The organism is Gordonia phthalatica (genome assembly GCF_001305675.1).
In the GTDB taxonomy this organism is placed as follows: Bacteria; Actinomycetota; Actinomycetes; order Mycobacteriales; family Mycobacteriaceae; genus Gordonia; species Gordonia phthalatica.
On the sequence record NZ_CP011853.1, the window covers coordinates 2,603,511 to 2,623,161 of the forward strand.

Genomic DNA, 19,651 nt, shown 5'->3' on the forward strand with positions numbered 1-19,651 from the left:
TCTAGAGGGCGCCCTTGGTGGACGGGATCCCGCTGGTGCGGGGGTCGGGTTCGACGGCCGCGCGCAGTGCGCGGGCGACGGCCTTGAACTCGGCTTCGGTGATGTGGTGCTGGTCGCGACCGTAGAGGACGCGCACGTGCAGGGCGATCCGCGCGTTGAGGGCGATCGACTCGAAGCAGTGCTTGTTCAGGACCGTGGCGTAGGAGACGACCGGCTTGTCACCGCCGGAGTAGCCACCGATCACCGCGGTCAGCAGGTGCTCGGGTTCGCCGGTGTGCACACAGTAGGGACGTCCGGAGACGTCGACGATCGCCTGCGCGAGGGTCTCGTCCATCGGGATCCAGGCGTCGCCGAACCGGCGGATGCCCTTCTTGTCTCCGAGCGCCTGCCCGATCGCCTGCCCGAGGACGATGCACGTGTCCTCGACGGTGTGGTGCGCCTCGATGTCGATGTCGCCCTTGGCGTGGACGGTGAGGTCGAAGCTGCCGTGGGCGCCGAACGCGGTGAGCATGTGGTCGAAGAACGGCACCGACGTGTCGATGTCGGTCTTGCCGGTGCCGTCGAGGTTGATCTCGACGACGATCGACGACTCGCGCGTAGTGCGCTCCACGCGGCCGATGCGCGGGGCGTGGGTGGGCTGATCTGTGGTCACTGCGGTCACTGCTGCTTTCGGTCGTTGCTCCGGGCGAGCGAAGCGACGGGTGGTTCTGCTGCGGCCAGTTCGGCACTGACCTTCAAGAAGGCGTCGTTCTCGGCCGGTAGTCCTATGGTCGCACGCAGGAAGCTCGGGATGCCCACATCCCTGATCAGGACGCCGCGGTCGAGGTAGCGCTGCCAGCTCGCGGGGGCGTCCGCGAAGCCGCCGAAGAGGATGAAGTTCGAGTCCGAGGGCGTGACCGCGTAACCGAGTTCGGCGAGTGCGGCGGCGACCCGGTCGCGTTCGGCGGCGATGGCGGCGACGTTGCCGAGAGTCTCCGCGGAGTGTTGCAGAGCGGCGCGCGCGGCGGCCTGCGTCAGCACCGACAGGTGGTACGGCAGGCGGACCAGGAGCAGGGCCTCGATCATCGCGGGCGCAGCGGCCAGGTAGCCGAGACGACCGCCGGCGAAGGCGAAGGCCTTGCTCATGGTGCGCGAGACGATCAGCTTGCTGCCGTACTCGTCGAGCAGTGCCACGGCGCTGGGCTGCGACGAGAACTCGCCGTACGCCTCGTCGACGATGACGATGCCGGTGGCGGCGTCGAGGATCGCGCGGAGGTCGGTCAGCGGGATGCTGCCGCCGGTCGGGTTGTTCGGCGAGGTCACGAAGATGACGTCGGGCTTGTGCTCGGCGACCGCTGCGACGGCCCGCGGGACGTCGAGGGTGAAGTCGTCGGCGCGCTGCGCGGGCACCCAGCGGGTCTGGGTGCCGTCGGAGATGATCGGGTGCATCGAGTACGACGGGACGAAGCCCATCGCGCTGCGCCCGGGTCCGCCGAACGCCTGCAGGATCTGCTGCAGGATCTCGTTGGAGCCGTTGGCCGCCCAGATGTTGTCGACGGACAGCGGGGTGCCGGTGGCTGCGCTGAGATAGTCGGCGAGGTCGGAGCGGAGGGCGACGGCGTCGCGGTCCGGGTACCGGTGCAGGTCCTCCGCTGCGGCGGCGACGGCCTTGGCGACGTCGTCGATCAGCGCCTGACTGGGCGGGTGCGGGTTCTCGTTGGTGTTGAGGATGACCGGCACCTGCAGCTGCGGAGCGCCGTACGGCGACTTGCCGCGAAGGTTGTCGCGGAGCGGGAGGTCCGCCAGGGTCACGCCCTGTCCGGGGATCGCGTCGCTCACTGCGCGGCACCCCCGAAACGCGCCTGCACGGCCTCGCCGTGTGCCGGGAGATCCTCGGCGTTGGCGAGCGTGACGACGCGGTCCGCGATCTCGGCGAGAGCGTCGCGGTCGTAGTCGATGACGTGGACGCCGCGCAGGAAGGTCTGCACCGACAGGCCGGACGCGTACTTGGACGAGCCGGATGTCGGCAGCACGTGGTTGGAGCCTGCGCTGTAGTCGCCGAGGCTCACCGGCGAGTAGGTGCCGACGAAGATGGCACCGGCGCTGGTGACGCGGTCGGCGACGGCCTGCGCGTCCCGGGTCTGGATCTCCAGGTGCTCGGCACCGTAGGCGTCGACGACGGCGAGACCCGCGTCGAGGTCGTCGACCAGGACGATGCCGGACTGCGCGCCGGTCAGGGCGGTGACGACGCGCTCTCCGTGCTTGGTGGCCGAGGCCGCGGTCGCGAGGACGTCGTCGACGGCGTCGGCGAGGGCCACGCTGTCGGTGACGAGGACCGAGGCCGCGAGGACGTCGTGCTCGGCCTGGCTGATGAGGTCGGAGGCGACGACCGCCGGGTCGGCGGTTTCGTCGGCCAGGATGGCGATCTCGGTGGGACCGGCTTCCGCGTCGATGCCGACCACGCCGCGGACGAGGCGCTTGGCCGCGGTGACGTAGATGTTGCCGGGGCCGGTGATGAGGTCGACCGGATCCAGGTCCGCGTCGTCGGTGTCGGTGCCGCCGTACGCGAGCAGCGCGATGCCCTGGGCGCCGCCGACGGCCCACACCTCGTCGACGCCGAGCAGCGAGCACGCGGCGAGGATGGTTGGGTGCGGCCACCCGCCGAAATCGGCCTGCGGCGGCGACGCGACGACCAGCGAGCCGACGCCCGCCTCCTGCGCGGGGACCACGTTCATGATGACGCTGGACGGGTAGACGGCGTTGCCGCCGGGTACGTACAGGCCGACGCGGCGGACCGGGATCCACTTCTCGGCCACGCTGCCGCCGGGGACCACCTGGGTGACGGTGTTCTCCCGACGCTGGGCCGCGTGAACCAGGCGGGCGCGGCGGATGGACTCCTGCAGGGCGTCGGTGACGGCCGGGTCCAGCTGCTCGCGTGCCTGCGCGATCACCTCGGCCGGGACGCGAACCGACGTCGGACGGACGCGGTCGAACTTCTCGGTGTAGTCGAGCGCAGCGGTGACCCCATGCTCAGCGATCGCTTCGACGACGGGCGTGACCGTGTCGAGCACGGCGTTGACGTCGGTTCCGCCTCGGGGCAGTGCCCGACGCAACTGGCTGAGCGTCGGAATGCTGCCTCGCAGATCGGTTCGGGTGAGCATGTGTCTTCAGTCTCCGAATCCTGTTGGTGTCGAGACTCCGGATTCTAGGGAATTCGGAGCCCCACCAGGATATGCGGTCTGTGCAAATCGTTTCCGCGCCGGGCCGACGTGACTGGGACGCGGTTCACACCCCGGCCCGAGCAGTCCGTCGGTCGTCGATTCCCGGACACGTCCGATCAGGGGTCGCGTCGCACTCGTCGCAGCAGTCACGCGGCGGATCCCCCCGGAAACCACGGCGACGAGTCCCGCGATCCCCGCGAGACCGCCGTCGACTTGAAGTTAGCTAAGCCTATGCTATTTACTTGAATGGATTGCGGTTAACCACGACTGCCGAGGAGAGACGATGGCCACCAGTTCCGAGACGCCCGAGCCAGACGACTACGACTACCCGACCGAACCGATCGCTGCGGCGTCGCCCGGATCGCCGTCGTCGCCGCCCGCGTCCGGTCTGAGTGCCAACGCGGCAACCGTCCTGGCCTCTGCAGGCGTTGCGGCGATCGTCGCCGCACTGGTCTTGACCATCGGGATCACCGGCGTGCTGCTCGCTCGGGACCGGACGCCCGCGACCGCGGCGCCGGCGACGGTCGTGCAACTGGGCCAGGCGGCGCCGGTGACGTCGCCCGCCCCGACCACCTCCGGCAGCCCGGCGCCGAGCGAGTCCACGCCTCCTACCAACGCACCCGCGGACCAGACACCGTCCGCAGCCGGACCCGCGGCACAGGCACCGGCCAACTCACCGGCCGCCACCTCGACGACGGCGACGTCGCGGAGCGCTGCGCCGAAACCCGGTGACCCACACTTCACCGTCACGGCCGACCACCCGACGCTCACCGACCTGACGAACATCGTCAATTTCCTCGTCGCCACCAGGGCGTCCGACCAAGCCAAGGCCGCGAACATCGAAGGCGGCATGTCTGCGGTGGTGGTCCCGAAGACCGTGTACACCCTCGGCCTGTTCCGTCCGCCGCTGGGCTGGAACAAGGTCACCGGCCCGCTGGTCCAGAACGGCGACACCGTGTCGGCGACCTTGAACAGCGGGTCGGCCGGACGGCCCACCATCCGGATGACCATCCAGTTCAAGAAGATCGGCGGCAACTGGCGACTCGCCGCGAGCTCGATGTGCGAGGGCGTCAAGACCGTCGGACTCAACATCTACTGCAACCGATGATCGCCGTCACCGACGCCACCGTCCGATTCGGCGGCACCCCGGTACTGGATCGGGTGTCGCTGCGTGTCCGCGACGGACGCCTGACCTATCTGCTCGGTCGCAACGGTGCGGGCAAGTCGACATTGCTGCGCACCGCCTGCGGAATCCTGCGGCCGACATCGGGCACGGTCGCGATCGACGGCACGGACCCGCGACGACTCGGACGCCCGGCTGCGTCGATCGGGGTCCACCTCGGGGCCGACGCCGCCGGATCGCCGACCGGACCGAATCCCAACCACACCGGTCGACGGCACCTGCGGTGGCTCTCCGTCGCCGGCGGATTCGACGACGCCCGCGTCACGACGGTCCTGCGGCGCGTGGGGTTGGCCGATGCCGCGGACCGGCGCGTGGCCGACTACTCGCTCGGCATGCGACAGCGGCTGGGGATCGCCGCAGCACTGCTCCCCGACCCGCCGAACCTGATCTTCGACGAGCCGGTCAACGGTCTCGACATCGACGGCATCCGGTGGCTGCGCACGCTGCTCCGCGGTCTGGCTGCGGACGGTCGTGCCGTCGTGATCGCCTCGCATCTGTTCGACGAGGTGACCAGGACCGGTGACGACATCGTGGTCCTCGAACGCGGCCGCATCGTCGCCGATCGGCCGGTCGCGGAGTTCGTGTCCGGCCACGACGACCTCGAGTCCGCCTACCTCGACCTGATCCGGCCGACCGAGCCGGCGGGGGCAGGCCGATGACCGCGATCGCACAGTTGACGCGGGCCGTGCGCGCCGAGTTCGTCCGCGTCGGCGGTCGCCGAGGACCGCTGCTCATCGCCGCACTGCCTGCCGCCGTCGTCGCACCGCTGCTGGTGACCTTCGGGATCGCGGCCGTCGCCGAACGGTTCGCCACGATGTCCGCCTCCGGCATTCAGGTGACGTCGGTGCAGACCACGAACTCGGTGTACTGGGTGCTGACCTTCACGGTGATCGTGTGGGCGATCATCGCCGCGACCGCACAGGCCTCGTCGGTCCGCGGTCCGGCGAGCGACCTGGAACGCATCCTGTTCCCGCGCGCCTGGACGACGCCGGTGGCGCGTTGGCTGTTCTTCGGTCTGTCGTCCGCCGCCGTCGCTCTGGCGCTGGCGGTGCTCGTGATGCTGGTGCTGCCCACCGCGTTCCCCACGGTGTACGGCGGGGTGGACCTCACTTCGGCGGACGGCCTCCGCTTCCTCGTCACCGTCCCGATCTACGCGTTCTCCGCCTGCGGAATCGGCGTCGGGCTGGGCGCGATCGTCGGTCATCCGGTGGTGACCGCGGTGATCCTGCTGGGCTGGACGTTCGTCATCGAGAACTCGATCGCGTTGGCTCCCAAGGGATACACGCTGCAGGGATACATGCCGTTCCTGAACGGTCAGTTCGGGACCGGTCAAGAGTTGGCGTTCACGCCGCCGTGGGGTCCGAACGGCGCGCTGATCTATGCGGTGGCCATTGGAGTCGGCCTGGTCGTGATCGGATCGGGTGCGATCGCGCGGCGTCGGCGCCCGACACACTGACTCCGGCCGTAAATAAATCACCAACAGGCCCGATTTCGGCCCGTACCGGCCAGTAGATTGCGCCCGCGTGATCTATTTACGAGCGAGGCCGACGCATCGGGACATGCGGGATCCCGTCCTCGAGGAATTCCGGGCCGTCCGCGACGTAGCCCCACTTGGCATACATGTCGACGAGGTGCGACTGGGCATTCATCACGCTCTCGTCCCGCCCGATGTAGGCGACAGCGCGGTCCATCATCGCCGTGGTGAGTCCGGTGCCGCGGAGTTCCTTACGAACACACACCCGGCCGATCCGGTACTCGCGGCCGTCGTCGGCGTCGTCGACCAGCACCCGGAGGGTCGCTACCGGCTCGCCGTCCGTGTCCTCGTACCAGAAGTGCATCGTGGTCGCCTCCGCGTCGCGACCGTCGACTTCCCGATACGCGCAGTCCTGTTCCACCACGAAGACATCGGTGCGTAATCGCAGGATTCCGTGGAGGGTTCGCGGGTCGAGGGCGGACAGAGTGGCGGTGTGGACGGAATGAATCATCAAACGCCATAATGCCTCACGATCGCCGACCGCTACAGTCACGCCCATGGTGAAGACGAAGCCGAGCGACGATTCGGTCGACGATTTCCTGGCGGGCGTGATCGACGATCGACGGCGAACTGATGCGCTCGCGGCAGTCGAGATCATGCGCGCGGTGACCGGGGCGGAACCCGTCCTGTGGGGTTCGATGGTCGGATTCGGCAGGCAGCCGTACACGACCGCGGACGGCAGGTCGCACGAGACCTTCGCCGTCGGACTGGCACCGCGTAAACAGGCATTGACGCTGTACGGGCTCACGTATTACGGGTCGAACCAGGATCTGCTCGACCGGCTCGGCGCCCACACGACCGGCAAGGGCTGCCTGTACATCAGACGCCTCGACGACGTCGACCTCGACGTCCTCCGCGAGATGATCGCCCGCGGGTGGGCGACCAATCACACCGCATGAACGACGGATGAGTGCGCAGCGAGCTCGCAGCGAGCCGGCACACCGTCGCACCTGGACGCGAGCATGCGGCGCTTCGCGGACCCGCACCGCGCGTTGATCGGCCGCAGGCGGGCGACAAACCCCGAACCGCACGGCGTGAACCACCGACGCGAGGCATTTCTGCTTGATCGCTCTGCACTTCGGCGCTTTTCGTCGGACTGGGTCCGACGAAAAGCACCGAAGTGCCGACAGTCCATGCCTCGATGAGCCGGTCAACCAGGCCACGACTCCTGCGCCACCCGGCGGAAGTTGCCGCCCAACAGTTTCGCGAGGTCGTCGTCGCGCCAGCCCCGTCGCCGCAGCTCTGTCCCCAGCGTCAGGAAGGTCTCCGGCGGCATCCACCGGATGAGACCCCAGCGGGTGTAGCTGTCGTCGAAGGCGTCGGGGTGGTCGGCGATCTCCTGCAGGAAGTCGTCGGCGTCGAAGGAGTGGTCGGTGCTCACGCCGACGTAGTCGATGCCGATCAGGTCGACGGCGTACTCGATGTGGCGGATCATCGCGTCGAGGGTCGGGGTGTTGGGTCCGAGGAAGATGCCGACGCCGGTGATCCCGACGACTCCCCCGGTGGCCGCACACGCGCGGGCCTGTTCGTCGGTGATGTTCCGCGGGTGCTCCCACACCGCGTTCATGCACGAGTGGCTGTAGATCACGGGTCTCGCGGAGACGTCGCACAGGTCGAGGCCGGTCCGTGCGCTGCAGTGCGAGCCGTCGGGCACCATGCCCACGCCGTTCATCTCCGCGACCAGCGTGCGGCCCCAGTCGGTGAGCCCGGTGTCCGTGTGGTCGAGGCATCCGCAGCCCGCGGCGTTCGCGTGGTTGTAGGTCGGGAGCATGGTGCGGACACCGAGGGCGAAGAATCGCTGGACGTTCGCGAGGTCGCCGTCGAGCGGTCCAGAGTCCTCGAGGTCGAAGCCGATGGCGACGTCGCCGGACGCCGAGATCCGATCGATGTCGTCGACGGTCGGCGCCAGTGCCAGCCCGGCGGTCGCTGCGATCCCAGCGCGAAAGTGCGCCAGCAGCGCCGACGAGTCGTCGAACGTCTGCGGCGAGTAGCCAACGTTCACCGATACATAGGTGGGCTGCGGATTCCGGAACCGAAGCAGCGGGTCGACGGCGGCGTCGGTCTGCAGCGGCAGGCACGCGTGCTGGTCCCAGATGAGGGTCATGCAGAGAAGTTTCGCACTCGGCAACGCGGCGCGGAGCGCGATCAGCGGACGACAGTGAGCACGAACGCTTCGGCGCTGATCCGCGGACGGATCGTCGGCGGCACCAGGTCGCGCCCACGTTCGGTGAGGCGGCGGACCTCCGCCCGACCGCAGATCGCCACCACCTGTTCGGAACGACCCGCGCATCCGTTGAGAAGCATCTCCGGCACACGCATCACGTAGACGGCCGCACCGTCGCTGTCGCGAAGTGCCATCTCGCGTGCGCTCCGGTCAGGCGTAACCCCGTCGAGGATCGCGTACTCGTAGACGTACTTCCGGTCTACGACAACGGACAGATCGACCGGCGCCTGCGACTCGGCGGCGGTACGGAGTCTTGCGAGCAGCGGATCCGTGCTCGACGGCATGACGCTGGTCGTCGTCGATGCGGCCACCGCGGTGGACGACGATGCGACGGTCTCAGCGCCGCCGCACCCGACGAGCAGCGCCGCACCGACGATGGTCAGTGCGGTGGCCACGAGTCTGCTCCAGCCCGCGACGGTTTCGACACGGTCCTCCGCTTCGCTCCGGACCGGCTCAACCAACGGGGTGGGGTACCGCCCGCCGCGCGCAGCCGACCGGTGGCCGATCACATGTCCAGGCCGAGATCCAGCACCGTGACCGAGTGGGTCAGCGCTCCGACGGCGAGGTAGTCGACGCCGGTGCGGGCGTAGTCCAGCGCGACGTCGAGGGTCAGCCCGCCCGACGATTCGAGCAGGGTGTCGGGCGAGGTCGCGTCGCGCCGCTGTACGGCAATCTGGGTCGCCCAGGGCTCGAAGTTGTCGAGCAGCACCAACTGCGGCGAGAGGGCCAGCACCTCGTCGAGCTGCTCGAGCGAGTCGACCTCCACCTCGACGGGGATGTCCGGCGCTGCGGCGCGGACGGCTTCGAGCGCCTTGGCGACGCCGCCCGCCGCGACGACGTGGTTGTCCTTGATGAGCGCGGCGTCGCCGAGCCCCATCCGGTGGTTCACCCCGCCGCCGGCGCGGACCGCGTACTTCTGCAGCGCGCGCAGTCCCGGGAGGGTCTTGCGTGAGTCGCGGATGCGCGCTTTGGTGCCGTCGACGGCATCGACCCACGCCGCGGTCGCGGTGGCGATGCCGGACATGTGACAGAGCAGGTTGAGCGCGGTGCGTTCGGCGGTGAGGAGTGACGTCGCAGGCGCCTTCACCGCGAGCACGACGGTCCCCTTCTCCACGCGGGTGCCGTCATCGAGCTGTTCGGTGACGACGTAGTTTCCGGCGCCGATCACCTGGTCGAAGACCGCGCGGACCACCGGCAGACCGGCGATGACGCCGGCCTGTCGGGCCACGATCTTCGCGTCGGCGACGGTGTCGGCCGGCACGGTCGCGAGAGTGGTGACGTCAGGTCCGTACCGCAGGTCCTCGAGAAGCGCGGTGCGGATGAGGGCGTCGAGTTCCTCGTCGACGACCAGCTGGAGATCGCCGGTGGTCTGCTGTCCGATGAAGGTGCTCACAGGCGCCTATTCTCCACTGCCGGGATTGCCGATGGCGATCATCCGCTCCACCGAACGGCGTGCCCGCTCAGCGACATCGGGTGCGACGAACACCTCGTCGCGCCCCTCCGTGAGGCAGCGCAGCAGCGCAGCCGGGGTGATCATCTTCATGTACGGGCACGCGGCCTTCTCGTTGACGGCGCGGAAGTCGATCTCCGGCGCGGCCTGCCGCAGCTGGTGCAGCATGCCGACCTCGGTCGCGACCAGCACCTGGCCCGACTTCGACTGTCGTGCGGCGTCGATCATGCCGCCCGTCGACAGGATCTTGACACGGTCCTCCGGCACGATTCCCTCGCCCGCGAGGTACAGCGCCGACGTCGCGCAGCCGCACTCCGGGTGGATGAACAGCTCCGCCTCGGGGTGCGCCTCGGTCTGCTCGGTGAGCTCGCTGCCGTTGATGCCCGCGTGGACGTGGCACTCGCCGGCCCAGATGTGGATGTTGTCCCGGCCGGTCTCACGCTTGACGTGCGCGCCCAGGAACTGGTCCGGAAGGAACAGCACGTCGCGATCGGGATCAATGGAGCGGACGACGTCGACCGCGTTGGACGACGTGCAGCAGATGTCGGTGAGGCCCTTGACCTCGGCAGTCGTGTTGACGTACGACACGACCACGGCATCGGGGTAGTCGGCCTTCCATGCGCGCAGATCATCCGCGGTGATGGAGTCTGCGAGCGAACAGCCCGCGCGCTCGTCGGGGATCAGCACCCGCTTCTCGGGGCTCAGGATCTTGGCGGTCTCCGCCATGAAGTGGACGCCGCAGAAGATGATCTCGTCGGCGTCGGTCTCGGCGGCGATCCGCGAGAGGGCCAGCGAATCGCCGGTGTGGTCGGCGATGTCCTGGATCGCGGGGATCTGGTAGTTGTGCGCCAGGATCGTGGCGTTGCGCGCCTCGGCGAGACGCTTGATCTCCTCGACCCACGCGGCGTCGGGCTCCACGCCGCCGTAGGCGGGCGGAATGCTGTGACGCGGATCGGGCATGCCGAGTTCGGTCTCGGTTCGGGTGATCACGGTTCCAGTAGTCATCGCGACTGCTCTCCCATCGCTTGGTCTCCACGGGCTGGGCTTCGCCCCGGAGGTTTTCGACCATAGATCGAAAACACTCTTCGATGGTAACACCTGTGATGGAGAACGCATTTCCGGCGGGTGTCATGCCGAGTCCGATCCAGAACGCGGCAGCCTCGACGCGCACGCTCGATGCGCTCGCCGCTTGCTCGGCCGGCAAGGAGGTCGACCGGTCACGAAGCGCACCGCATAACCTGGATGCCATGTCCGACACCACCGTCCGCGTCGAGGTGCTCACCGCCGTCTTCCAGGTCCGCGAACCCGAGGCCTCCGCTCCCGTGCTGCAGGTGCTGCTCCGCCGGTGCGAGAAGGTCGGGTGGTCACTGCCGGGCGGTCCCATCGTCGACCGCGAGACGCTCGGAGCCGCCGCGGTCCGCTGGCTCGGCACCCGCGCGGGCCTGACCCGCGTGGCGCATCTGGAGCAGCTGTCGGTGTTCTCCGACCCCGACCGCGTTCCGGAGGAACGAACCGTGGCGTCGACGTTCATGGCGCTGGTCCCCAGCGACATCCCCGCCGAGACCGGGGCGGACATCGAGGCCGAGTGGTTCGACGTCGACGACCTCCCGCCGCTGGCCTACGACCACCGCGACATCGTCGACCTCGCGCGGGCACGCCTGGCCGGAAAGCTCTCGTACACGAACATCGCGTTCGCGCTGGCGCCGAGCCAGTTCCCGATGTCCGAACTGGCGGAGATCTACGGCGCCGCGCTCGGCTATCCGGTCGACTCCACGAATCTGCTGCGAGTCCTCTCGCGCCGCGGCGTGGTGGTCGCGACCGGCACTGTCGGACGCACCGGCGGCAAGGGCGGACGACCGCCCGCCCTGTACGCGTTCGCCGACACGCACCTGCGCGTCACGGACGAGTTCGCGGCCCTTCGTCCCCCGATGTGACCGGTCCGTCCGACGTCCCGGACGCACCGGAGTCGATCGGGACGAAACCGTCGACCGGCGAGGCGACGCCCGCGCCGACGAGCACTGGAGGCGGTGTCTGCTCGACGTCGTCGCCGACACCCAGGTCGGCGTGGTTGCTGGAGATGACGCAGACCAGGTAGATCAGGATCGCGGCCGCAGGCGCACAGATCAGCAGAATCCAGGAGGGGCCGACGTCGTTCTCGATCCACAGGTTCACCGTGCCGCGGTAGGTGCCCGGGACGTTCAGGTCGATCTCACCGTGCACCAGACGACCGAGCTGAGTGCCGATCTGGACGGCCAGTGCCGACGTCGCGATCGACATCACGGCGACGAAGGCCAGCCCGGCCGGACCGCGGGTGAACCGCAGCCCGAACCAGGAGACCAGGGCGATCACCACGCCGAGTCCGAATGACAGGAACGCGAAGACCGCCAGCGCGGAGAACAGTTTCGCCGGGTCGGCCTCCGAGGCGTAGCGCCCGCTCCCCGGCTTCTCGACGATGATCTCGGGCGTGGGCGCCAGCAGCACCCACAGTCCACCGACCACCGCGGACAAGACGAGCAGCGAGAGTACGACGACGACCACCCGACGCATGTTCATTTCTCGCCCAACTCCGTCGAATCGAGGGAGCCGTGCCGCGAGCAGCGGGCGTCCCACCCGTCGGGCCGGACCTGCACCACCATGCGACGACCGCACTGTCCGCAGTACCGCGGCGGCTCCAGTCCCAGTTGCGCTGCGGCGGGGACGGAGTCCGGCGACTGAAGCTCCAACTCGACGCCGGTGTAGACGCCGTACTTCAGCGGTTCCTGCAACGGCCCCGGCACAACACTCGTCACTCTCGTCGCCTCTCCGAACCTGATGGCCGCCGCAGACGGCCCCGTGGTTCCGAGGCTACCGTCGACGCTCACAGCGTGTCGTTGAGGGCTTTGATCGGCATGCTCAGGTCGGCGAGCAGGTCGAGGTCGTTCTCGGCGGGTCGGCCGAGGGTCGTCAGGTAGTTGCCGACGATGACGGCGTTGATGCCGCCGAGGATGCCCTGCTTGGCGCCGAGGTCGCCGAGGGTGATCTCGCGACCGCCGGCGAAACGCAGGATGGTCTGCGGCAGCGCCAGGCGGAACGCCGCGACGGACTTGAGCGCTTCGGAGGCGGGCAGAACGTCGAGGTCGCCGAACGGGGTTCCGGGGCGCGGGTTGAGGAAGTTGAGGGGAACCTCGTCGGGGTTCAGCGCGGCCAGATCGGAGGCGAACTCGGCGCGCTGCTCCAGGGTCTCGCCCATGCCGAGGATGCCGCCGCAGCAGACCTCCATGCCGGCGTCGCGGACCATGTTCAGCGTGCCCCAGCGCTCCTCCCAGGTGTGCGTGGTGACGACGTTCGGGAAGTGGCTGCGCGCGGTCTCCAGGTTGTGGTTGTAGCGGTGGACGCCCATCGCGGCGAGCTGGTCGACCTGCTCCTGGGTCAGCATGCCGAGGCTGCAGGCGATCTGGATGTCGACCTCGTTGCGGATCGCCTCGATGCCCGCGGCGACCTGGGCCATCAGGCGCGCGTCGGGGCCGCGGACGGCGGCGACGATGCAGAACTCGGTGGCACCGGTCTTCGCGGTCTGCTTGGCCGCCTCGACGAGCGACGGGATGTCGATCCACGCGCTGCGGACGGGCGACGCGAACAGGCCGGACTGGCTGCAGAAGTGGCAGTCCTCCGGGCAGCCGCCGGTCTTCAGCGAGATGATGCCCTCGACCTCCACCTCGGGTCCGCACCACCGCATGCGGACGTCGTGCGCCAGCTGCATCAGTTCGGGAAGGTGCTCGTCGTCGAGCTGCAGCACCTGCAGGACCTGGTCCTTGGTGAGCGCCTCGCCACGCTCGAGAACCTGCTCGCGGGCCTGGACGAGGATGTCGGGGGTGGCGGTGTCGGCCGGGACCGTGGTGTCGGCGGTCGTGGTCATGGGATCTCCTTCATGGTGGGTGGTGCACGTTCGGGCGCGGCAGGCGCGCCGCGGGCTGGATCGAGAACGGGTTCAGGGGTGGAACAGGGCTGCGTCGACCCAGTCGGGGGCCGCGGCGCGGAACTGGTCGCCGGACAGTCGGCCCGCGCCTGCCGGGACCGTCGCGACGATGTGCTCCCCGGTCAGACGCGGCAGGTCGGCGAGATTGCATCGCATGGCGAGGTCGGGCTCGTCGGGCCAGGACCCGATGACGAGGCCGCGCACCGCGACGTCGGCGGCCGCGGCAGCACGCGTCGTCAGCTCGGTGTGGTTGAGGGTGCCGAGGCCGGGGTCGGTCACGACGAGCAGCGGTGCGTGGAGTCGACGCGCGACGTCCAGGATCGTCAGGTCCGGCGCCAGCCGGACCAGGACTCCCCCCGCTCCTTCGACGAGGACCAGGTCCGCGTCGGCCGCGAGCTCGGCGACGGCGTCCGCGATCGCGTCAAGGGTGACCGGCGGCAGGCCCGCGCGGGTCGCGGCCGTCTCCGGCGCGAGCGGTTCGGGATAGCGCGCGGGTTCGCGGGTCGGCATCGGCCCGGCGAGCCGTTCGGCGTCGGCGAGGTCGCCGGGTTCCCCCGGCGCGAGCCCGGTCTGGGCCGCCTTGCACACCGCGACGCGCAGTCCGGTCGCCGACGCGGCCGCGGCGACCGCCGCGGTGGCGACCGTCTTGCCGATATCCGTGGAGGTTCCGGTCACGACGAGGATCTGCGCGGTCACGCGGCGCCCACCTCCCGCAGGGCGCCGCGGACCACGCCGGCGACGAAGTCGAGGTCGTCGTCGTTCAGGTCGGCGCGGACGGTGAGTCGCAGGCGCGACGTCCCTTCCGGCACCGAAGGCGGACGGAAGCAGCCGACGAACACGCCCTGCTCCCGGCAGAGTGCTGCGGCCCGGACCGCGGCGACGGGGTCGCCGACGATCAGCGAGACCACCGCGGCGTCGGGCACCTCGCCGCCGCACGCCTCCGCGAGCCGGCGGACGCCCGCCCGGAGGCGGTCGGGCATCGCCGGGTCGGCCCGCAGGACCCGCAGGGCGGCGTGAGCTGCGCCGACGGCCGCCGGATTGAGGCCGGTGTCGAAGATGAAGGTGCGCGCGTGGTCGATCAGATGCTCGCGCAGCAGGTGACTGCCCAGGACCAGACCGCCCTGCGCGCCGAGCGATTTGGAGGCCACCGTGGTGATGACCAGTCCCGGTGCACCGGACAGTCCGTGCTCGGCGGCGACGCCGCGGCCGCCGGGTCCGCGGACGCCGAGCGCGTGCGCCTCGTCGGCCAGCAGGATGGCTCCGTTGTCGACGGCGGCACGGTGGTAGTCGCGCAGCGGTGCGATCATCCCGTCGATGCTGTAGATGGAGTCGGTGACGACGAGCGCCCGCTCCTCGGTGCGCTCGGCGAGGGCCCGGGCGACGGCGGCGGCGTCGCCGCGGTCCACCACGACCACCCGCGCCCGCGACAGGCGGCAGCCGTCGATGAGCGAGGCGTGCGCACCGGTGTCGCTGACGATGAGGTCACCGCGACCGACGAGCGCGGTGATGGCACCGATGTTGGCGAGGTATCCGGACGAGAAGGCCAGCGCGGCCTCGAAGCCGAGGAAGTCGGCGACGTCGCTCTCGAACTCGACGTGGGCGGCGGTCGTGCCCGCGACGAGGCGTGACGCCGTGGAGCCGGTCCCCCAGGTGTCGAGGGCCGCATGGGCCCCGGCGATCACATCGGGGTGCGTGGAGAGCCCGAGGTAGTCGTTGGACGCGAGGTTGATCTCGGCCGCGCCGGGCTGCCGGATCACCGGTTCGCGGTGCAGTCCGGCGTCGAGGGTGCGTTCGGCGATGTCCGCCAGCCAGGGTGCGCTCATGCCGACACCTCCTCCAGTGCGCGTCCGGACTCGGTGACCCGCAGCGAGGCGTGCGCGGCCGCCGACATCGCGTCGATCAGGACGTCGAGGTGCGCGTCGTCGACGATGAACGGCGGCATCGCGTAGATCAGGTTCCGGAAGGGGCGAAGCCAGGCGCCCGCGGCGATCGCGGCGTCGGTGGCGGCGACCATGTCGACGGGACGATCCAGTTCGATGACCGCGATGGCGCCGAGGGTCCGGACGTCGGTGACGCCGGGGACGGCGGTCAGCGGTGCGAGGCCGGCGGCGAGCCGACGACCGATCTCCGGCACCCGGGTCCGCCAGTCCGAATCGGCGAGGACTTCGAGGGACGCGCAGGCGACGGCGCAGGCGAGCGGATTGCCCATGAAGGTGGGACCGTGCGCGAGGCCTCCCGCCTCGCCGCGGCTGATGACCTCGGCGATCTCGTCGGTGGTCAGGGTCGCGGCGAGGGTCATGTACCCGCCGGTCAGCGCCTTGCCGACGCACATGATGTCGGGGCTGATGCCCGCGGCGTCCGCCGCGAACAGGGTCCCGGTGCGGCCGAAGCCGGTGGCGATCTCGTCGCAGATCAGCAGGACGTCGTGCTCGTCGCAGAGTCGACGTACGCCGGCGACCAGCTCGGGCGAGTGGAATCGCATGCCGCCGGCCCCTTGGACGACGGGCTCGATGATGACCGCGGCGAGCTCGTCGCGCCGCTCGCGGAGTTCGGCGTCGAGCATGGCGAGGTAGGTCGCGTCGGTGCCGTCGCGGGCGTCGGGCGGCGCCGGGACGAAGACCTGGTGGGCGATGACGCCGCGCCACATGGAGTGCATGCCTCCGTCGGGATCGCAGACGCTCATCGGGGCGAAGGTGTCGCCGTGGTAGCCGCCCCGCCACGTCAACAGCGTGCGCTTCTCCGGGCGTCCCAGGCTGCGCTGGTACTGGAGAGCCATCTTCACCGCCACCTCCACCGACACCGAACCGGAGTCGGCGAAGAAGACTTTGCGGAGCGGTGCGGGGGTCAGCTCCACCAGGGTCGCAGCCAGGCGGGCGGCGGGTTCGTGAGTCAGTCCGCCGAACATGACGTGCGACATCCGACCGGCCTGCGCGGCCAGTGCGGCGTCGAGGCGCGGGTGCCGGTATCCGTGGACGGCGGCCCACCAGGAGCTCATGCCGTCCACGAGCCGAGTTCCGTCGGCGAGCACGATGTGGACGCCCTCGCATTCGCGAACCACGCGCGGACGCGTGCTGGACGGAAATCCGCCGTAGGGGTGCCACACGTGCTCGGCATCGATCTCGGCGACGGCGTTCGTCTCCACACCGGCCTCCTGTTCTCTCTCGTCTCCGCCCCGCCCGCATCACCGTCTCCTAGACACTGTCCAGGAGATTTCTTGAACACCGTACAGGACGACCCTGTACGACGTACAGGACCGACGCGGCGCGGCCGATGAAGACTTCGATAGGGTGACGCCGTGAGCAATACGAGGGCCGACATCCTGGCGGCCGCGCGAGGGATCCTGTCCGAGCACAGCCTCGCCGACCTCACGATGCGTCGCCTCGCCACCGATCTCGGAGTGCGTCCCAACGCCCTGTACTGGCATTTCCCGAACAAGCAGACGATGCTCGCGGCCCTCGCCGACGACATCCTCGCCACCGTCCCGGGACCGACGCCGGACATCGACTGGCTCACCGACGTCCACCGCCTCGCCACCGACATGCGCCTGGCCCTGCTCGCCGTCCCGGACAGCGCGGAGGTGGTCTCGTCGGCGTGGGCGTCGGGGCTGGCCGAGCGCGGAATGGAGACCTCGATCGCCGACGTCGCCCTCCGCGGAGGCCTTCCCGAGCGAGCCGCGACGGGGTTGGCCACCGCTATCTGCCAGTTGACGATCGGCCTGACGATCGAGGAGCAGACCCGAACCCAGATGGAACGCCTCGGCGTCACCGGCCCCTCGGGACGCCTGTTCGACGAGGAGTTCGAGGCGGCTCTCGCGGTGATTCTGGACGGCGCGAGATTTCGCTCGGGCGGCGAATCCACGTAGATTACTTCAGGCGGCCACCCGGCTCGGGTAGTCCGTTCGCCCGACCAGAAGTGAGACCTTGTCCGCCCCGACCACCGGTGAAGCCACCTCGTCCGCAGCGACGGTGCCCGCGTACCGCAACGACCTCGACGGCCTGCGCGGCATCGCCATCGCCCTCGTCGCGTGCTTCCACGTCTGGTTCGGCCGCGTCTCCGGCGGCGTCGACGTCTTCCTGACGCTCTCCGGCTACTTCTTCGTCGGCTCCCTGGTCCGGCACACCATTCACAGCCAGTCCATCCGCATCGGATTCGGTGAGACGGTGACGCCCTGGCCGCGGATGCAGCGACTGTTCCGTCGACTGCTGCCCGCGCTCTACACGCTGCTGATCGTCGTCGGCGTGTTGACCGTCGCGATCGTGACACAGACGCGCTGGCAGAACATCGGCCGCGAGATCATCGCCAGCGCGCTGTACTACCAGAACTACTATCTGGCCCAGAACTCCCAGGACTACCTGGCCGCGAGCTCGGCCAACAGCCCGCTGCAGCACCTGTGGTCCATGTCGATGCAGGGGCAGTTCTTCCTCGGTGCGCTGCTCGTCCTCCTCGCCGTCGCCGGAGTGATCAAGCTGGTGGGCCGCAGGTTCGACGTCGTGACGCGGCCGAACGTCATCCGCGCGATCTTCGCGGTCGTGGTCGGCGGCACCGCTCTCGCCTCGTTCGCGTGGGCTCAGCACCGCCTGCACATCGACCAGCCCTTCAACTACTACGACACGCTCTCGCGACTGTGGGAGCCCCTGGTCGGCGGCCTGCTCGGCATCTGGATGCCGGCGTGGCGGGTGTCCACCCGCATCCGCGGCGCCGTCACGGTGATCGCCCTGCTCCTGATCTCCACGTGCGGCTGGTGGATCGACGGCGTCGCCAGCTACCCGGCGGCCCTCGCGTGGGTGCCGGTCGGTGCGACGCTGCTGGTGATCTGGTCGGGCAATGTGGCGCCCGGCCAGCCCATGCCGCGTGTCAACCAGATGCTCTCGAGCAGACGCGCCGTGTGGCTCGGCAGCCTCTCCTACTCGCTGTACCTGATCCATTGGCCGTTGCTGATCTTCTACCTGACGTGGCGCGGCATCGATCACGCGAACTTCGTCGAGGGCACCGCCATCCTGCTGGTGTCGATCGGACTGTCGTGGCTGATGAAGCGGTACATCGAGGACCCGCTCCGCGGCGGCGGACGCTCGTCGATGTCGCATCTGCGGTGGCGGGCGCACCCGCGCATCACCTACACGGCCCTCCTGACCGTCGTCCTGGTCCTGGCCTCCGGTGCCACGGCCGGCGCGATCAAGGTGTGGGATCGGCACATGGCCGGCGTCACGGTCGACACCGCGAACCTCGATCCCGCGCTGTTCCCCGGCGCCCGCGCGCTCCTGGAGGGCGCACCGGTGCCCGCGTTGGATCCGCAGCCCACCCCGCTCGCCGTGGCCCAGGACCTGCCCCGAACCGGTCCCGACGGATTCATGAGCGACTTCGCGGCCACTGAACCGGCGATCGGCGTCTACGGCGACCCGCACGGGTCCAAGACCATCGCCATGGCCGGCGGATCACACGCCGAGATGTGGATCGGTGCGCTCGACGCGATCGGCAAGAAGAACGGCTTCAAGGTCGTCACCTATCTGAAGATGGGCTGCCCGATGACCGCAGACGAGATGCCGACGCGGCTCGAGGGCACCCCGTATCCCGAGTGCCGTACCTGGGTTCGCGCGGTGATGGCCGACATCCTCCGCACTCGCCCCGACGCGGTGTTCACCAACTCCACCCGCCCGGATCCGAACGGCCCGGCCGATCACGTCCCGGCGGGCTACCTCGGGATCTTCGACGAATTGACCGGCGCGGGCATCCCGGTGATCGGCATCCGCGACACCCCGTGGCCGCACAACGACAAGGGCCCGATCGACACCCCCGCGTGCCTCGCCGCGGGCGGAACCGCCACCACCTGCGGGACGGTTCGTGCGTCCGCCCTGCATCCGGTGGACCCCGCTGCGGCGATCGCGGCGACGAATCCCCTGTTCCATCCGCTGGACCTCTCGAACGGGGTCTGCACCGCCGACTTCTGCCCGGCGATCATCGGTAACATCATCGTGTACAAGGACTTCCATCATCTGAGCGCGACATACGTGCGCACCCTGACCCGCGAGCTGTCCCGCCAGATGTCGGCCGCACTGCCGTGGACCGGGCCGGAAGTCCGCTGACCTCCGCCGCGGCGGGCCGTCCGGT

Annotated in this window: 20 protein-coding genes and 1 pseudogene; 7 read left to right on the forward strand and 14 right to left on the reverse strand. The window is 69.6% G+C overall.

What is annotated here, in order from left to right:
* Position 1: 1 nt before the first annotated feature.
* From hisB to hisD, 3 genes are read right to left on the reverse strand one after another with little or no spacing between them, the layout of a single operon-like run.
* Entirely contained in the window at positions 2-652 is a 651-nt protein-coding gene (gene hisB, locus ACH46_RS12210) for an imidazoleglycerol-phosphate dehydratase HisB (protein WP_062395351.1), read from the reverse strand.
* A gap of 5 nt (positions 653-657) precedes the next feature.
* Positions 658-1,818 carry a histidinol-phosphate transaminase gene (locus tag ACH46_RS12215; protein WP_082399644.1) on the reverse strand — a complete coding sequence of 387 codons (1,161 nt, stop codon included), beginning with the start codon at positions 1,816-1,818 and terminating at the stop codon, positions 658-660.
* A complete protein-coding gene (gene hisD / locus ACH46_RS12220) occupies positions 1,815-3,140 on the reverse strand; it encodes a histidinol dehydrogenase (RefSeq protein WP_062393173.1) in 1,326 nt (441 codons plus the stop codon). The genes ACH46_RS12215 and hisD overlap by 4 nt, the downstream gene beginning before the upstream one ends.
* A 793-nt stretch (positions 3,141-3,933) precedes the next feature.
* Between hisD and ACH46_RS12225 the strand changes: the two are divergent.
* The 3 genes and pseudogenes from ACH46_RS12225 to ACH46_RS12235 all read left to right on the forward strand — a co-directional run.
* Positions 3,934-4,308, forward strand: a pseudogene (locus tag ACH46_RS12225) (MTB12 C-terminal domain-containing protein); the annotation flags it as partial.
* The gene (locus ACH46_RS12230; RefSeq protein WP_062393175.1) at positions 4,305-5,042 is read left to right on the forward strand and encodes an ABC transporter ATP-binding protein; all 738 of its coding nucleotides are present in this window, start codon (positions 4,305-4,307) and stop codon (positions 5,040-5,042) included. The pseudogene ACH46_RS12225 and the gene ACH46_RS12230, both read left to right, overlap by 4 nt.
* On the forward strand, positions 5,039-5,839 hold the full coding sequence (locus ACH46_RS12235; RefSeq protein ID WP_062393176.1) for a hypothetical protein: 801 nt from the start codon (positions 5,039-5,041) through the stop codon (positions 5,837-5,839). The genes ACH46_RS12230 and ACH46_RS12235 overlap by 4 nt, the downstream gene beginning before the upstream one ends.
* 76 nt (positions 5,840-5,915) lie before the next feature.
* Here the strand turns inward: ACH46_RS12235 and ACH46_RS12240 are convergent, their stop codons facing one another.
* Positions 5,916-6,368 (reverse strand): GNAT family N-acetyltransferase, encoded by a 453-nt coding sequence (locus ACH46_RS12240; RefSeq protein ID WP_062393177.1) that lies wholly within the window; start codon positions 6,366-6,368, stop codon positions 5,916-5,918.
* A gap of 46 nt (positions 6,369-6,414) precedes the next feature.
* Here ACH46_RS12240 and ACH46_RS12245 point away from each other — a divergent pair, with 46 nt between their 5' ends.
* Complete coding sequence (locus ACH46_RS12245) at positions 6,415-6,816, forward strand: DUF1801 domain-containing protein (protein ID WP_062393178.1); 402 nt, start codon at positions 6,415-6,417, stop codon at positions 6,814-6,816.
* Positions 6,817-7,067: 251 nt separating this feature from the next.
* Here ACH46_RS12245 and ACH46_RS12250 read toward each other — a convergent pair whose 3' ends face one another.
* From ACH46_RS12250 to nadA, 4 genes are all read right to left on the reverse strand, one after another.
* Complete coding sequence (locus ACH46_RS12250; protein WP_062393179.1) at positions 7,068-8,021, reverse strand: dipeptidase; 954 nt, start codon at positions 8,019-8,021, stop codon at positions 7,068-7,070.
* A 41-nt stretch (positions 8,022-8,062) separates the two neighbouring features.
* A complete protein-coding gene (locus tag ACH46_RS12255) occupies positions 8,063-8,536 on the reverse strand; it encodes a hypothetical protein (protein WP_062393180.1) in 474 nt (157 codons plus the stop codon).
* Between the two features lie 110 nt (positions 8,537-8,646).
* Positions 8,647-9,534 carry a carboxylating nicotinate-nucleotide diphosphorylase gene (gene nadC / locus ACH46_RS12260; RefSeq protein WP_062393181.1) on the reverse strand — a complete coding sequence of 296 codons (888 nt, stop codon included), beginning with the start codon at positions 9,532-9,534 and terminating at the stop codon, positions 8,647-8,649.
* A gap of 6 nt (positions 9,535-9,540) precedes the next feature.
* On the reverse strand, positions 9,541-10,551 hold the full coding sequence (nadA, locus tag ACH46_RS12265; protein ID WP_062395355.1) for a quinolinate synthase NadA: 1,011 nt from the start codon (positions 10,549-10,551) through the stop codon (positions 9,541-9,543).
* 287 nt (positions 10,552-10,838) lie between these two features.
* Here nadA and ACH46_RS12270 point away from each other — a divergent pair, with 287 nt between their 5' ends.
* Entirely contained in the window at positions 10,839-11,525 is a 687-nt protein-coding gene (locus ACH46_RS12270; RefSeq protein WP_062395358.1) for an NUDIX hydrolase, read from the forward strand.
* Here ACH46_RS12270 and ACH46_RS12275 read toward each other — a convergent pair.
* The 6 genes from ACH46_RS12275 to ACH46_RS12300 all read right to left on the reverse strand — a co-directional run bounded on the left by ACH46_RS12275 (position 11,488) and on the right by ACH46_RS12300 (position 16,688).
* Positions 11,488-12,144, reverse strand: a complete 657-nt coding sequence (locus tag ACH46_RS12275; RefSeq protein ID WP_062393182.1) for a DUF2567 domain-containing protein — start codon at positions 12,142-12,144, stop codon at positions 11,488-11,490. The genes ACH46_RS12270 and ACH46_RS12275 overlap by 38 nt on opposite strands.
* Entirely contained in the window at positions 12,141-12,380 is a 240-nt protein-coding gene (bsaP, locus tag ACH46_RS12280; RefSeq protein ID WP_062395356.1) for a biotin synthase auxiliary protein BsaP, read from the reverse strand. The genes ACH46_RS12275 and bsaP overlap by 4 nt, the downstream gene beginning before the upstream one ends.
* 68 nt (positions 12,381-12,448) lie before the next feature.
* A complete protein-coding gene (bioB, locus tag ACH46_RS12285) occupies positions 12,449-13,486 on the reverse strand; it encodes a biotin synthase BioB (protein WP_062393183.1) in 1,038 nt (345 codons plus the stop codon).
* Positions 13,487-13,558: 72 nt separating this feature from the next.
* Entirely contained in the window at positions 13,559-14,242 is a 684-nt protein-coding gene (bioD, locus tag ACH46_RS12290) for a dethiobiotin synthase (RefSeq protein ID WP_062393184.1), read from the reverse strand.
* Complete coding sequence (locus ACH46_RS12295; protein WP_062393185.1) at positions 14,239-15,369, reverse strand: 8-amino-7-oxononanoate synthase; 1,131 nt, start codon at positions 15,367-15,369, stop codon at positions 14,239-14,241. The genes bioD and ACH46_RS12295 overlap by 4 nt, the downstream gene beginning before the upstream one ends.
* Positions 15,366-16,688, reverse strand: coding sequence for an adenosylmethionine--8-amino-7-oxononanoate transaminase (locus ACH46_RS12300; protein ID WP_062393186.1), 1,323 nt, complete (start codon positions 16,686-16,688; stop codon positions 15,366-15,368). Before ACH46_RS12300 ends, ACH46_RS12295 begins: the two co-directional genes overlap by 4 nt.
* 153 nt (positions 16,689-16,841) lie before the next feature.
* Between ACH46_RS12300 and ACH46_RS12305 the strand changes: the two genes are divergently transcribed.
* The gene (locus tag ACH46_RS12305; protein WP_062393187.1) at positions 16,842-17,408 is read left to right on the forward strand and encodes a TetR family transcriptional regulator; all 567 of its coding nucleotides are present in this window, start codon (positions 16,842-16,844) and stop codon (positions 17,406-17,408) included.
* Positions 17,409-17,466: 58 nt separating this feature from the next.
* On the forward strand, positions 17,467-19,626 hold the full coding sequence (locus ACH46_RS12310; protein ID WP_062393188.1) for an acyltransferase family protein: 2,160 nt from the start codon (positions 17,467-17,469) through the stop codon (positions 19,624-19,626).
* Positions 19,627-19,651: the final 25 nt, after the last annotated feature.

Coding starts and splice junctions, on each gene's coding strand:
- hisD (WP_062393173.1), bottom strand. CDS start 3,140: ATGCTCACCCGAACCGATCTGCGAGGCAGCATTCCGACGCTCAGCCAG.
- ACH46_RS12230 (WP_062393175.1), top strand. CDS start 4,305: ATGATCGCCGTCACCGACGCCACCGTCCGATTCGGCGGCACCCCGGTA.
- ACH46_RS12235 (WP_062393176.1), top strand. CDS start 5,039: ATGACCGCGATCGCACAGTTGACGCGGGCCGTGCGCGCCGAGTTCGTC.
- ACH46_RS12240 (WP_062393177.1), bottom strand. CDS start 6,368: ATGATTCATTCCGTCCACACCGCCACTCTGTCCGCCCTCGACCCGCGA.
- ACH46_RS12245 (WP_062393178.1), top strand. CDS start 6,415: ATGGTGAAGACGAAGCCGAGCGACGATTCGGTCGACGATTTCCTGGCG.
- ACH46_RS12250 (WP_062393179.1), bottom strand. CDS start 8,021: ATGACCCTCATCTGGGACCAGCACGCGTGCCTGCCGCTGCAGACCGAC.
- nadA (WP_062395355.1), bottom strand. CDS start 10,551: ATGCCCGATCCGCGTCACAGCATTCCGCCCGCCTACGGCGGCGTGGAG.
- ACH46_RS12270 (WP_062395358.1), top strand. CDS start 10,839: ATGTCCGACACCACCGTCCGCGTCGAGGTGCTCACCGCCGTCTTCCAG.
- ACH46_RS12275 (WP_062393182.1), bottom strand. CDS start 12,144: ATGAACATGCGTCGGGTGGTCGTCGTCGTACTCTCGCTGCTCGTCTTG.
- bioB (WP_062393183.1), bottom strand. CDS start 13,486: ATGACCACGACCGCCGACACCACGGTCCCGGCCGACACCGCCACCCCC.
- ACH46_RS12295 (WP_062393185.1), bottom strand. CDS start 15,369: ATGAGCGCACCCTGGCTGGCGGACATCGCCGAACGCACCCTCGACGCC.